The 13,185-nt window shown below is 70.0% G+C and carries 11 protein-coding genes; 6 read left to right on the top strand and 5 right to left on the bottom strand.

Going from position 1 to position 13,185, the window contains the following annotated elements; genetic code table 11:
• Positions 1–11: 11 nt before the first annotated feature.
• The 5 genes from ACFPZ3_RS08615 to ACFPZ3_RS08595 all read left to right on the top strand — a co-directional run bounded on the left by ACFPZ3_RS08615 (position 12) and on the right by ACFPZ3_RS08595 (position 6,108).
• Positions 12–980: an aliphatic sulfonate ABC transporter substrate-binding protein gene (locus ACFPZ3_RS08615; RefSeq protein ID WP_379513438.1), complete on the top strand. Its 969-nt coding sequence runs from the start codon at positions 12–14 to the stop codon at positions 978–980.
• Complete coding sequence (locus ACFPZ3_RS08610; RefSeq protein WP_379513437.1) at positions 977–2,446, top strand: sulfatase-like hydrolase/transferase; 1,470 nt, start codon at positions 977–979, stop codon at positions 2,444–2,446. The genes ACFPZ3_RS08615 and ACFPZ3_RS08610 overlap by 4 nt, the downstream gene beginning before the upstream one ends.
• Positions 2,443–4,716: a glycoside hydrolase family 43 protein gene (locus tag ACFPZ3_RS08605; RefSeq protein WP_379513436.1), complete on the top strand. Its 2,274-nt coding sequence runs from the start codon at positions 2,443–2,445 to the stop codon at positions 4,714–4,716. The genes ACFPZ3_RS08610 and ACFPZ3_RS08605 overlap by 4 nt, the downstream gene beginning before the upstream one ends.
• A 124-nt stretch (positions 4,717–4,840) precedes the next feature.
• Positions 4,841–5,791, top strand: a complete 951-nt coding sequence (locus tag ACFPZ3_RS08600) for a hypothetical protein (RefSeq protein ID WP_379513435.1) — start codon at positions 4,841–4,843, stop codon at positions 5,789–5,791.
• 2 nt (positions 5,792–5,793) lie between these two features.
• On the top strand, positions 5,794–6,108 hold the full coding sequence (locus ACFPZ3_RS08595; RefSeq protein WP_379513434.1) for a hypothetical protein: 315 nt from the start codon (positions 5,794–5,796) through the stop codon (positions 6,106–6,108).
• Here ACFPZ3_RS08595 and ACFPZ3_RS08590 read toward each other — a convergent pair.
• Genes ACFPZ3_RS08590 through ACFPZ3_RS08575 form a run of 4 tightly spaced genes read right to left on the bottom strand, consistent with a single transcriptional unit; the run spans position 6,066 to position 9,944 of the window.
• Positions 6,066–6,872 (bottom strand): ABC transporter permease, encoded by an 807-nt coding sequence (locus ACFPZ3_RS08590; protein WP_379513433.1) that lies wholly within the window; start codon positions 6,870–6,872, stop codon positions 6,066–6,068. The two genes, ACFPZ3_RS08595 and ACFPZ3_RS08590, sit on opposite strands and share 43 nt — an antisense overlap.
• A complete protein-coding gene (locus ACFPZ3_RS08585) occupies positions 6,869–7,699 on the bottom strand; it encodes an ABC transporter permease (protein WP_379513432.1) in 831 nt (276 codons plus the stop codon). The genes ACFPZ3_RS08590 and ACFPZ3_RS08585 overlap by 4 nt, the downstream gene beginning before the upstream one ends.
• On the bottom strand, positions 7,696–8,901 hold the full coding sequence (locus tag ACFPZ3_RS08580) for an ABC transporter substrate-binding protein (protein ID WP_379513431.1): 1,206 nt from the start codon (positions 8,899–8,901) through the stop codon (positions 7,696–7,698). Before ACFPZ3_RS08580 ends, ACFPZ3_RS08585 begins: the two co-directional genes overlap by 4 nt.
• On the bottom strand, positions 8,898–9,944 hold the full coding sequence (locus tag ACFPZ3_RS08575; RefSeq protein ID WP_379513430.1) for an ABC transporter ATP-binding protein: 1,047 nt from the start codon (positions 9,942–9,944) through the stop codon (positions 8,898–8,900). The genes ACFPZ3_RS08580 and ACFPZ3_RS08575 overlap by 4 nt, the downstream gene beginning before the upstream one ends.
• A 213-nt stretch (positions 9,945–10,157) precedes the next feature.
• Between ACFPZ3_RS08575 and ACFPZ3_RS08570 the strand changes: the two genes are divergently transcribed.
• Positions 10,158–12,179, top strand: coding sequence for a glycosyl hydrolase family 28-related protein (locus ACFPZ3_RS08570; protein WP_379513429.1), 2,022 nt, complete (start codon positions 10,158–10,160; stop codon positions 12,177–12,179).
• 81 nt (positions 12,180–12,260) lie between these two features.
• Here ACFPZ3_RS08570 and ACFPZ3_RS08565 read toward each other — a convergent pair whose 3' ends face one another.
• Positions 12,261–13,127, bottom strand: a complete 867-nt coding sequence (locus ACFPZ3_RS08565; RefSeq protein ID WP_379513428.1) for a fumarylacetoacetate hydrolase family protein — start codon at positions 13,125–13,127, stop codon at positions 12,261–12,263.
• Positions 13,128–13,185 lie beyond the last annotated feature (58 nt).

Raw genomic sequence — 13,185 nt, 5'->3', positions numbered from 1 at the left:
ACTGATCCGCCATGATTTCTCTTCGTCGCGCCCTGACGGCCGCCTCGGCGGTGAGCCTCGTAGCACTTTCCGTGACCGCCTGCTCCGACGACGGCTCCACGGTCAGGTTCGGCTACATCAGCGACTACAACGGCGCCAGCCTGCTCGCGATCGCCGACAAGCAGGGCCTGTGGGACAAGCAGGGGCTCACGCCCGAGGTCAAGGTCTTCACCAACGGGCCGCTGCAGATCCAGGCGCTCGGCGCGGGCGACCTCGACTTCGGCTACATCGGCCCGGGCGCGATGTGGCTGCCCGCCACGGGCAAGGCCAAGGTCGTCGCGATCAACACGCTCGCGTACGCCGACCGCGTCATCGGCCGGCCCGGCATCAAGACGATCCAGGACCTCAAGGGCAAGAAGGTCGGCGTGCCGGCGGGCACCTCCGGCGACATGGTGCTCAACCTGGCGCTGCAGAAGGCCGGCATGACGGAGAAGGACATCGAGAAGGTGCCGATGGACCCGGCCACCGTCGTGTCGGCGTTCGTGGCCGGGCAGATCGACGGGGCCGGCATCTGGTACCCGCTGATCGACAACATCAAGCAGCAGGTGCCGGACCTGGTGGAGATCGCCAGCACCAAGGCGTGGCCGGAGAGCTCGTTCCCGACCGCGTTCGTGAGCGGCACGAAGGTGGACGGCGAGCTCCAGAACAAGGTCATCAAGGTGCTGCAGGAGGCCAACGACTGGCGGGCCGCGCACCCCGAGGAGTCGATCACCGAGGCGGCCGCCCTGCTCAAGCTGGACCCGGCCAAGGTCAAGGGCGACGCGGCGAACGTGCGGACGATGACCACCGAGGACCTGGTCAACAAGACCAAGGACGGCACCGTGGCCAAGTGGCTGAACAGCCTGGGCGACTTCTTCGTCAGCACCGGCCAGCTCAAGTCCAGGCCCGACCCCGCGACGTACTACACCGGCGATCTCTACACGAAGGCCTTCACGAAGTGAACCTGCTGTTCCTGATGACCGACCAACATCGCGTCGACACGCTCGGCTGCTACGGCAACCCGCACGTGGCCACGCCCAACCTGGACAGGCTGGCCGCGACCGGCACGCGGTTCGACCGCTTCTACACGCCGACGGCCATCTGCACGCCGGCGCGGGCCAGCCTGCTCACCGGGCAGGCCCCGTTCAGGCACCGGCTGCTGGCGAACTACGAGCGCAACGTCGGTTACCTGGAGGACCTGCGGGAGGACGCGTTCACCTTTCCCGAGGCGCTGAAGGAGCAGGGGTACCAGCTCGGGCTGATCGGCAAGTGGCACGGCGGGACCAGCAGGAACGCCGCCTCCTACGGCTTCGACGGGCCCGACCTGCCCGGCTGGCACAACCCGGTGGACCACCCCGACTACCTGGCCTATCTGGAGGAGCGGGGGCTGCCGCCGTACCGGATCTCCGATCTGATCCGGGGCACGACGCCGAACGGGAACCAGGGCAACCTGCTGGCGGCGCGGCTGCACCAGCCGGTGGAGGCCACGTTCGAGCACTACCTGGCGACCAGGGCGATCGAGCACCTGGAGCGGTACGCGGCCGACGGGCGGCCGTTCTTCCTGGCCACGCACTTCTTCGGGCCGCACCTGCCGTACCTGCTGCCGGACGAGTACTTCGACATGTACGACCCGAGCCTGGTGGAGCTGCCGCCGTCGATCGCGGAGACGTTCGAGGGCAAGCCGCCGGTGCAGCGCAACTACAGCCGGCACTGGACGTTCGACACGATCCCGATCGAGATCACCCGCAAGCTGATCGCGGTCTACTGGGGCTACGTCACGCTCATCGACCAGCAGATCGGCCGCATCCTCGACCGCATGGACGAGCTGGGCCTGACGGACCAGACGTCGGTGTTCTTCACCTCCGACCACGGCGAGTTCACCGGCGCGCACCGGCTGCACGACAAGGGCCCGGCGATGTACGAGGACATCTACCGCATCGCCGGCATCGTCCGGATCCCGGGTGCGCCGCCGCAGGTCAGGAACGAGTTCGTGTCGCTCACCGACTGCACGGCGACGATCCTGGAGCTGGCGGGCTGCGACACCAAGCCGGCCGTGGACAGCCGCAGCCTGGTCCCCCTCGTACGCGGTGAGCACCCGGAGTGGCCCGGCGAGCTGCTCGCGGAGTTCCACGGCCACCACTTCCCCTACCCGCAGCGGATGATCCGCGACGACCGCTACAAGCTGATCGTCAACCCGGAGTCGGTCAACGAGCTGTACGACCTGCGCGACGACCCGCACGAGCTGAGCAATCGCTACACCCATCCGGAGCTGGCCCCGGTCCGCCGCCGCCTGATGCGCAGGCTGTACGACCTGCTGCGCGACCGCGGCGACAACTTCTACCACTGGATGACCCCGATGTACGACATCGGCGAACTGGACTACGACCCCACGCTGAGCTCTTTCGAGAAGGAGAGCACCACGGGATGAGGACTCTGCTCGGCATCTCCGTCCTGTTAGCGAGCCTGGTCGCCGTGCCGTCACCGGCGTCGGCGCAGGCCGCCCCCACCTACTCCAACCCGGTCTCGGCCGGGGTCGTGGACACCTTCCCCGACCCCACGATGATCCGCGCCAGGGACGGCCTCTGGTACGCCTACGGCACCCAGAACCCGGTCTTCAACAGCAAGGGCGAGGACGGCGAGCGCATCCTGCCGATCCTGCGCTCCAAGGACCTGGTGACCTGGGAGTACGCCGGCGAGGTGTTCACTCCGGAGACGAAGCCGGCCTGGCACAACGGCGCCCGCCTCTGGGCCCCGGACATCAGGTACGTCGGCGGCGAGTACCACCTGTCGTACTCGCTGGCCAGCGGCGACCTGGGCCTGGCCACCGCCCCGACCCCGACCGGGCCGTGGACCGACCACGGCGACATCCTCCCGGCGGCCACCCAGTCGAGCTGCCCGACGGGCCACATCGACCAGGCCCAGTTCACCGACGTGGACGGCGCCCACTACATGTACTGGGGCAGCTACGACACCATCTGCGTCGCCCGGATGAACGCCGAGGCCACCCTCGTGGAGGGCACGGCCAAGCAGATCGCCAGGGGCCGCCGGATGGAGGGCGGCTACGTCGTCCGCCGCGACGGCTTCTACTACCTCTTCTACTCCGACGCCGGCTGCTGCTCCGGCTCCTTCAGCGGCTACCAGATAAAGGCAGGCCGCTCCACCAGCCCGTTCGGCCCGTTCACGGACGACGAGGGCGTGGACCTGATGGAGCTGACCGGCAAGGGCGCCATCGTCGTGGGCGCGAACGGCAACCGCTGGGCCGGACCTGGTCACAGCGGCTTCCAGACCGATCTCTCGGGTCAGGACTGGCTGGTCTACCACGGCATCTCGACCGATGACCCGGACTTCCCGCCGATCGGCGGCGGGCGGCTGGCGGGGCTGAGCAAGCGGCCGCTGCTGATCGACCGCCTGGACTGGATCGACGGCTGGCCGGTGGTCCGCGCCGGCGCGGGTCCGTCCGAGGGGGCCCAGCCGGCGCCGGTGGCCTCGTACGAGGTGGGCGGCGCGTTCGGCGAGGGCACCCTGGCGGGCTGGAGGGCGGAGGGCGGCGGCTGGTCGGCGAAGACCGATCAGGACGCCCACGGCTACGCCTCGCACGCCGGCCCGGGCACGGCGTACCTGGCCACGACCGGGAGGACGCGCTCGGCCGACGTCCGCGCCCAGGCCGACCTGCGGGCCTCCTCAGGCGCGGCGGGGCTGACGCTCGCCCACGTCAACGGGAACAACCACGTGGTCGCCTGGCTGGACAAGGACCGCGGCGCGCTGGTGACCGACGTGGTGATCGGCAGGAGCCGTGGTGAGCAGGTGACCGCGCTGCCTGCCGGGTTCGACTTCGGCGCCTGGCACAACGTGGTGGCCGAGCTGCGCGGCACGGAGCTGACCGTGCAGGTGAGCGACGACCAGCTCGGCGACGCGATCGTGGAGCAGCGGCGCACGATCCCGCGGGCCGCCGCCCGCAGCGGCTCGGTAGGCGCGGTGGCGCGCGGCCTGGCCGACGCCGACAACGTGGGCGCGGCCAGGCTCTACACCCCCGTCACCCGTCGCGTGCCCGCGCCGAAGCCGGGCAGGCTGCTGCCGGAGTACAGCGACGAGTTCGACGGCACCGCCGTGGGCCCGTCGTGGCAGTGGGTGCGCGGCCCCGCCGCCGGGGTGAAGGTGGCGGACGGCGTGTTGTCGTGGCCGACGCAGAACGCGGAGCTGTACCAGGCCACCAACACCGCGTCGGTGCTGCTGCGGGACGCGCCGGAAGGCGACTACACGGTCGAGGCGAAGCTGAGGTTCGCGCCGGCGCAGGCCTCTCAGCAGGCCGGCATCCTGCTGTACGAGAACGACGACCGCTACTTCAAGATGGCCCATTCCGCGCTGCCGCTCGAACGGGGCAACGGGGCCGTGTTGCAGATGAGCGAGTTCGGCAAGGAGGGCGAGCGGCCGACGACCACGCCGCCGATCGCGGTGGCCAACCAGCCGATGTTCGGCGGGCCGGCGGCGGAGACGATGTGGCTGCGGTTGTCCTACCACCATGACGCCGCGAACGACGAGACCGAGGTGCGCGCGGCGACCAGCCGGGACGGCGAGCGCTGGGTGCGCAACGGGGTCTGGACGTTGCCCGCGAAGGACAAGCTCAGGATCGCTCTGGTCTCGATGAACAGGGCGGGCGCGGTCGCCGAGTTCGACTACGTACGGACCTATCGCGACTGATTCACGGTGCCGGTGATGGCTTTGTCCGTCACCGGCACTGATTCCCGTTCTGGTAAACGCCGGTCCGCGACCCGGCACATGTGCTTGACTCCCGCCTGGTAAACCACACCCTCTGGGAGAGTTCATGGGGGAGTTCGTGGGGATCGACCCTCATGGGGCACAAGAGCTGATCCGCCGGATGGAGGCGGGAAAGGGGCACCTGGGCCGGACGCGGGCCGGGCTCGACGCGGCGATCGCCGAAGCGGGTCAGGACTGGGCGGGCCGTCAGGGTGCCACGGCCATGCATCGTGCGTGGGCGTTCTTCGACGAGTCCCAGCACGACCTGAAGTGGCGGATCGACACGATCGAGCAGATCGTGCCGGTGCGCGAGCGAGGCATGCTCACCGGAACGTTCCCGTTCGGCAGCGAGGCGGAGGCGGTGCGATCCGCCGCGGAGGCGGCGCACTCGATCCGCGCGACGCTCGACGGCGGCGACCCGGCCCCGCCCGCCGAGGGCAGCGACACAGCCCCGCCCACCAAGGACGGCGACGCGGTTCTGGGCGCCGAGGTGCGTGATCCCGCCTATGCGGCGGCGCTGCTGACGGCGCTCGGTCCCGACGCGTTCACGCGGGCGCTGGGCGGCCCGGACAGGGCGCTGGGCGGCGGGCTGGCTGAGGCGTTCGCGAGCGCGGAACGTACCGGGCGGCTCGGGGACGAATGGTATGAGCTGGTGGGGAGCGCGCCGCCGGGCGTCCTGACGAGCCTGGTCACGCTGGCCGGGCAGTCGGGCACGTTTCTCAACCGGGTGGCGGTGGGGCTGCTCAACCGCCCGCCCGACCCCGCCTGGAGCATGCACGACCTGGTCAGGGCGTACGAGGACGAGCCGCTGGCGTTGCAGCAGCTGCTGGCCGAGCACCCGAGCGAGACCCGCGCCCTGCTGGACGCCGCCACCCGCGACCCCAGCCTGGAGGAGGCGCTGGCGGGTGCGTTGCACGAGGCGCTGAAGCCGGGCGTCGGGGCCGACGGGCTGCGCGAGCGGGCGTGGCGCAACATCGTCCGCGGCGTCGGCGCGGCCGTGGAGATCGAGGATCGCTGATCATGCCCACCAGGCCCGAGTTGTTGCGCGAGGCGGCCGAGAAGGAGACGCTCGCCGCCGCGTTCATGCGCTATGCCAGGGGCCTGTCCGACGTGTTCGCGGGGATCCCCTCGAAACCGGCCGATGTCGGGCCGTACTGGATGGGCCCGGCCGCGCAGCGGTACCTCACGCAGGCCCTCCGGCTGCGCCACGAGATGGACGAGCTGGAGGACTCCTGCGTGGCCACCGCCGAGAACCTGCGCCACCGCGCCGGACGGCTGCGCGAGGAGGCGGCTCAGTGCGGGCCGACGTCCGACGACAACCGCTGGGCCAGGTAGATCGGCACGACCGAGGCCACGATCAGCGCGGCGGCCACCACGTTCACCACGGGCGCCTGGTTCGGCCTGAACAGGTTCTCGAAGATCCAGATCGGCAGCGTGCGCACCCCCGCCCCCGCTGTGAAGGTGGTCACGATGATCTCGTCGAACGACAACGCGAACGCCAGCAGCCCGCCCGCCAGCAACGCCGACCGGATCAGCGGGAAGGTCACCAGCCGGAATGTCGTGAACGGCCCCGCCCCGAGATCGGCCGACGCCTCCTCCATGCTCGTGCCCGTCCGCCGCAACCGCGCCAGCACGTTGTTGTAGACGGTCACCACGCAGAACGTGGCGTGCCCGACCACCACGGTGAACAGCCCGAGCCCCACTCCGAACGGCTCCAGCACGGTACGGAAGGCGTTGTTGAGCGCGATCCCCGTGACGATGCCGGGCAGCGCGATGGGCAGGATGATCACCAGGGACACGGCGTCGCGGCCGAAGAAGCGGTAACGCTGCACGGCGAAGGCCGCCATCGTGCCGAGCACCAGCGCGATCGCCGTCGCCCCGAGCCCGGCCTGGAGCGAGGTCCACAGCGCGTCGCGTACCCCCGAGGATGCCCAGGCCGCGCTCCACCAGCGCAGCGTCAGTCCGGGCGGCGGCCAGCCGAACGTGCGGTCGGCGTTGACCGAGTTGAGCAGCACGACGAGCAGCGGCACGTAGATCACGGCCAGCCCGGCCGCGAGCGCGAGCCGGAGCAGCGACCGGGACAGGCGGGACAACGTCACAGGTTCTCCAGGGCTCCGGTACGGCGCACGGCCGCCAGGTAGATGAGCATGATGACTACGGGCACGGTGGCCACGGCGGCGGCGAACGGCAGGTTGTTGGCCGCCCCGATGTTGTCGTAGACCACGTTCCCGATGAGCTGGCTGCGCCCGCCGACGATCTTGACCGCGATGTAGTCGCCCAGCGACAACGAGAAGGTGAAGATCGACCCGGCGACCACGGCGGGGAACGCCAGCGGCCAGACGATCGTGCGGAAGACCCGCCCGGCGCGGGCCCCGAGATCCCCGGCGGCCTCCAGCAACGAGCCCGGCAGCCGCTCCAGCCCCGCGTAGATGGGCAGGATCATGTAAGGCAGCCACAGGTACGCCAGCGTCAGCACCGTGGACGTCACCCCGAACCCCCACCCCAGCAGCCCGCCCGACGACAACATGACGCGCCACGCGTACGCCTTGACCAGGTAGCTCGCCCACAGCGGCGTCAGCACCGCGATCACCAGCCACCGTCGCGCCCGGGGCGAGGTCAGCTTGGCCATCGCGAACGCCATCGGGAAGGCCACCACGAGGTCGATCGCCGTCACCGCCAGCGCCACCCCGACCGAGCGCAACGTGATCGTCCTGTACACCTCCACCGTGATCACGTCACGGAAGTTCGCCCAGGTGAACGTCCGGACCAGCTCGCCGGTGAAGGTGTCGGTGGTGTAGAACGCGGTGACGAACAGCGCCGCCAGCGCCCCCAGGTACGCCAGTCCCAGCCACGCCAGCGGCGCCGACAGCAGCAGCGACAGCCGTACCCCCGCCCTGCGGTGCAGGAAGGCGGCGACCCGGGTCAACCCTTGATCTCCGTCCAGGCCCGCGTCCATTCGGCGTAGTCGGTGCACTTGACGCCGGTGCGGCCGTCGAGGCACTGCGGGATCGGGGTGGTCCAGTAGTGCACCTTCGAGAAGTAGGTCTCGTCGGTGGCGTGGAAGGTCTCGCAGTGCTTCGGGTCGGCGGTCTCCTCGCACGCCTTGGCGTTCGACGGGGCCTCCCCGAAGTACTCGGCGACCTGCGCGTTCGCCTCGGGCGAGATGATCCAGTCGAGCCACTTGTAGGCGCAGTTCGGGTGCGCGGCCTTGGTGGCCACCATCCACGTGTCCGACCAGCCGGTCGCGCCCTCCTTGGGCAGGACGGCCTCCACCTGCGCCTTCTCGCTCTTGGCCACGTTGACGATGACCTGCCACGTGGTGCCCACGACCGAGTCGCCGCTCTTGAACGACTGGATCTCCTTGGTGTAGTCCGACCAGTACTCGCCGATGATCTGCTTCTGCTGCTTGAGCAGGTCCACGGCGGCCTTGAACTGCTTGTCGTCCAGCGCGTACGGGTTCTTGATCGCCAGGTCCGGCTTGGTCGCCATCAGGTAGACGGCGGCGTCGGCGATGTAGATGGGCGAGTCGTAGGCGGTGACCTTGCCCTTGTACGGCGAGTTCGGGTCGAACACCACGCTCCACGAGTCGGGGGCGGGCTTGACCGTGTCGGTGCGCCACATGAGCAGGTTGGCGCCGCGGCCGTGCGGGACCCCGTACGCGACGCCGTCCACGGAGTTCCACGGCTTGCTCTTCAGGCCGTCGAACACGTCGGTGTAGTTGGGGATCAGGTTCGTGTTGACCGGGGCGACCGTGCCGGCCGCGATCAGGCGCAGGGAGGCGTCGCCGGAGGCCGAGACGGCGTCGTACTGGCCGGTTCGCATGAGTGTGACCATCTCGTCCGAGGTGCCGGCGACCTTGGTGTTCACCTGGCAGCCGGTCTCCTGCTCGAACGGGGTGACCCAGTCCACCTTGGGGTCGTTGGTGCCGTCCTCGGCGTACCCGGCCCAGGCGACCAGGTTGACCTGGCCCTCCCCCGTGCCCAGGTCCCGCAGGGCGTCGATCTTGGGCGGTACGAAGCCGGTCTGACCCGGCGCGGGGGCCGTGCCGCCGCCGGTGGTGGTGGAGCCGCCGCAGGCCGTGAGGAGTGCGAGGGCCGCGGTGGTGATGGCTAACCGGGTCGGTCTCATGCCTTCTCCTGTTTCACGAGGAACTCGTGGCGCCGCTGCCACACGAGCCGCACGCGGGCGCCCCTCAGGCCCAGGACCTCCATGGAGGAGACCTGGAGGTTCTGCTGGAGCGCTATCAGGCGCCCGCCGGCGTCCAGGTCGACGACGAACCTGGTGGCCGCGCCCGCGTACACGACCTCGGCGACCGTCCCGGCGGCGGAGTGCTCACCGGCCCCGGCGGCCTCGTCCTCGTCCAGCACGACGCGCAGCTTCTCCGGGCGGACGCTGAACGTGCCGGAGCGGCCGAGGATCTTCTCGGCGGCGGGGCCGGAGATGAGGTTGGAGGTGCCCACGAACCCGGCCACGAACGCGGTGGCGGGCCGTTCGTAGACCTCGGCGGGCGTGCCGATCTGCTCGATCCTGCCCCGGTCGAACACCGCGACCCGGTCGCTCATCGTCAGCGCCTCCTCCTGGTCGTGCGTGACGAACAGGAACGTGATGCCGACCTCGCGCTGCAACTCCTTCAGCTCGACCTGCATCTCCTCGCGCAGCTTGAGGTCGAGTGCGCCCAGGGGCTCATCCAGCAGCAGCACCCGGGGACGGTTGACCAGGGCCCTGGCCAGCGCCACCCGCTGCCGCTGGCCGCCGGAGAGCTCGGCGGGCCGCCGCTTCCCGAAGTCCTCCAGGCGCACGGAACGCAGCGCGGCCACGGCCCGCTCGCGCCGCTCGGCCTTGGGGACCTTCTTCACGCGCAGGCCGTACTCGACGTTGGCCAGCACGTTGAGGTGCGGGAACAGGGCGTAGTCCTGGAAGACGGTGTTGACGTCGCGCTCGAAGGGGGCCAGGCGGGTGACATCCCTGCCGCCCAGCTCCACGGTGCCGGCGCTCGGCGTCTCGAACCCGGCGATCAGGCGCAGCACCGTGGTCTTACCCGAGCCCGACGGGCCGAGCATCGCGAAGAACTCGCCGTCGCGAATCTCCAGGTCTATGCCGTCGACGGCGGTGACCGGCCCGAACTCCTTGCGCAGCCCGTTCAGTCCCACGGCCGCGTCGCTGCCTGGCATAACCGAAAACATATGTTTTCTGATGTATGGCGACAAGGGGGATTCGCCTGCGTGCGGCGGGTTTCCTCGGTCGCCGGCCATCGCAAGAACCGCAACGGCTTGCGTTATGGACGCAAGAATTTGAGGACATTCTGAAAGTAGTTCACAGGGCCTTGTGGAGTGGTGTGCGGGGGGCCTAATGTCGCCTCACCCCCCGAGAGAAACGAGCACGGGATGCCTCGCCCCCTCACCGCGGCGCTCCTCGCCGCCGTCCTGGCCTGCGGCCTCACCGGCCCCGCCTTAGCCGAGTCCGCCTCTGCCGGGTCCGCCTCAGCCGAGCCCGCTTCTGCCGGGTCCGCGGGTCCTGCTCCGGTCGTGACGCGGGCGGCCCTGGATCCGGCGCTGGTCGCGGGCCGGGGCGCCGACGTGGCGTTCGCGGAGCAGGAGGCGGAGAACGCCGCGACGAACGGCACGGTCATCGGGCCGGATCGCAGCGCGTACACCTTGCCCGCAGAGGCGTCGGGCAGGAAGGCGGTCAGGCTGACGCGGGGGCAGCACGTGGAGTTCACGCTGCCCGCCAAGGCGAACGCGATCACCGTGCGCTACAGCATCCCCGACGCGCCGGGCGGGGGTGGCATCACGGCGCCGCTCGACGTCACGGTCAACGGCGGGGGCCGGACGACGATGACGCTGACGTCGCAGTACGCGTGGTTGTACAACCAGTATCCCTTCTCCAACGACCCCCAGGCCGGCCTGCTGCACCCTGACTGGTGGATCACCGAGTGCTCGTGCGTGCCCAGCGCCACCACCCCGGCCCCGGTGATCGCGAAGCCGTTCCGGCCGAGCCACTTCTACGACGAGCAGCGGCTGCGGCTGGGGCGCACCTACCGGGCGGGCGACCGGGTACGCCTGACGGTCCCGGCCGGGAGCAGGGCCGAGTGGACGGTCGTCGACCTGCTCGACTCCGAGCTCGTCGGCCCGCCGAAGGTAGAACTCCTGGCGGCCAACGTGCTGGTGTTCGGCGCGGACCCCACGGGGCGGCGCGACTCGGCGGGGGCGTTCGACAAGGCCATCGCCTTCGCCAAGCGGGGACGGCTGAAGGTGTACGTGCCGCCGGGCACGTACCAGGTCAACCGGCACATCATCGTCGACGACGTGACCATCACCGGCGCCGGGAACTGGTACACGACCATCAAGGGCCGCGAGGTCGCCCTCGCCACTCCGGCCCCCGACGGATCCACGCACACGGGCGTCGGCTTCTACGGCAAGCAGGGCGGCAGCAGCGATGTGCACCTGTCGGGCTTCGCGATCGAGGGCGACGTCCGCGAGCGCATCGACACCGACCAGGTCAACGGCGTCGGCGGCGCGATGAGCGACTCCACCATCGACGGCCTGCACATCCGCCACACCAAGGTCGGCATGTGGTTCGACGGCCCGATGACGAACACGCGCCTCACGAACAACGTGATCGTCGACCAGATCGCCGACGCGATCAACTTCCACACCGGCGTCACGAACTCGGTCGTGTCCAACACCTTCGTCCGCAACAGCGGTGACGACGCCCTGGCCATGTGGTCGGAGAAGATCCCGAACAAGGGCAACACGTTCGACCACAACACCGTGCAGACACCCGTGCTGGCCAACGGCATCGCGATCTACGGCGGCGGCGACAACACGGTTTCGGGCAACCTCATCGCCGACCCGATCAGGGAGGGCAGCGCGCTCCAGGTGGGCTCCCGCTTCGCGGCCGAGCCGTTCACCGGGCGGCTGAACATCACCGGCAACACGACCGTCAGATCCGGCACCTACGAGCTGAACTGGAACATCGGCCTCGGCGCCATCTGGTTCTACGCGCTGGAGCGGGACATCTCCGCCGACATCCGGGTGAGCGGCAACGACTTCCTCGACAACACCTACAACGCGATCATGCTGGTGAGCGAGTGGTCGGTGAAGGACCTGTACGCGATCGACAACGTGCACTTCAAGGACATCCGGGTGGACGGCACCGGCACCTCGGTGGTCAGCGCGCGGGTGAAGGGCTCGGCCACGTTCGAGAACGTCGACGCGCGGAACGTGGGCGCGGTCGGGGTCAACAACTGCGGCTCGTTCGGCTTCCCCGCCACGGGGTCGGAGTTCTCGCTGACGGATCGCGGCGGGAACGACGGGGCCTGGCTGGCGCCGTGGCTGCTGCCCAACACCATCACCTGCGACGACCGCCCACCGGTCGTGGCGCCCCCGGCACCTTCTCCCTGGTGACGCGCGTGCGGTGACGGGCCTGCCCCCGTCATCCGCGTGCGGTGACGGGCCGCCCCCTGCCATCCGGGGGCGGCCCTGCCGTCAGCTCATCGCGGCCAGGCCCTTGACCACGGTGGTCGTCAGGACGCCGATCTCGGAGATGCCGATGGTCACCGTGTCGCCGTCCTGCAGCGTGAACGGCAGGTCCGGCACCAGGCACGTGCCGGTGGCCAGCACCGCGCCGTCGGGGAAGGCGTCGGCGCGGAAGAGGTAGCCCGCCAGGTCGTCGAGACGCCGGTTGAGCTGCGAGGTGTTCGCCTTGCCCGTCCACACCGTCTCCCCCGCCCTGGCGATGCTGAGCGAGATGTCCAGCGTGTACGGGTCCGCGACCTCCCAGGCGGGCCTGATCGCCGGCCCCACCGCGCACGCGCCCAGGTAGATCTTGGCCTGCGGCAGGTAGAGCGGGTTGACCCCCTCGATGGTGCGCGAACTGACGTCGTCCACCACCGTGTACCCGACGATCTCCCCTGAGGCGTTCAGCACCAGCCCCAGCTCGGGCTCCGGCACGTCGATCCCCGAGTCGTCGCGCACCGAGACGCGCCCGCCGTCCCCGGAGACCTTCCAGGCCACCGACTTGAAGAACAACTCGGGCCGTTCGGCGTCGTAGACGAGTTCGTACACGTCGGCGGCCCGCTCGCTCTCCAGCACCCGGGCCTCGCGCGAGCGCCGGTAGGTCACGCCGGCCGCCCACACCTCCATCCGCCCGTCCACGGGGGCCAGCCGCCGCACGGCCCCGGACGGGTGCCGTGGCCCGTCCGCCTCCGCGCACCGCCGGCGCAGCTCATCGGAGGACAGCCGGAGCAGCTCGCCCACGGTGGTGATCCCGGACAGCTCCACCACCTGCTCACCGTCATCGACACCGACGGCGTCGGCGCTGGTAAGAGGGCTCGTGAACCGTACGATCTGCATGCCTGCTCCTAGCTCCATCAAACGAGGGGGCACATATCATCCGATGAATTGTCCCCTA

It is taken from the genome of Nonomuraea insulae (assembly GCF_042656245.1).
The sequence above is the reverse complement of the archived record's forward strand: the minus strand, read 5'-3'. Positions and strand labels throughout refer to the sequence as shown.

Bases quoted from the DNA above. Each gene is read 5' to 3' on its own strand.
- ACFPZ3_RS08615 (WP_379513438.1), top strand. From the start codon at position 12: ATGATTTCTCTTCGTCGCGCCCTGACGGCCGCCTCGGCGGTGAGCCTC.
- ACFPZ3_RS08605 (WP_379513436.1), top strand. From the start codon at position 2,443: ATGAGGACTCTGCTCGGCATCTCCGTCCTGTTAGCGAGCCTGGTCGCC.
- ACFPZ3_RS08600 (WP_379513435.1), top strand. From the start codon at position 4,841: ATGGGGGAGTTCGTGGGGATCGACCCTCATGGGGCACAAGAGCTGATC.
- ACFPZ3_RS08595 (WP_379513434.1), top strand. From the start codon at position 5,794: ATGCCCACCAGGCCCGAGTTGTTGCGCGAGGCGGCCGAGAAGGAGACG.
- ACFPZ3_RS08580 (WP_379513431.1), bottom strand. From the start codon at position 8,901: ATGAGACCGACCCGGTTAGCCATCACCACCGCGGCCCTCGCACTCCTC.
- ACFPZ3_RS08575 (WP_379513430.1), bottom strand. From the start codon at position 9,944: ATGCCAGGCAGCGACGCGGCCGTGGGACTGAACGGGCTGCGCAAGGAG.
- ACFPZ3_RS08570 (WP_379513429.1), top strand. From the start codon at position 10,158: ATGCCTCGCCCCCTCACCGCGGCGCTCCTCGCCGCCGTCCTGGCCTGC.
- ACFPZ3_RS08565 (WP_379513428.1), bottom strand. From the start codon at position 13,127: ATGCAGATCGTACGGTTCACGAGCCCTCTTACCAGCGCCGACGCCGTC.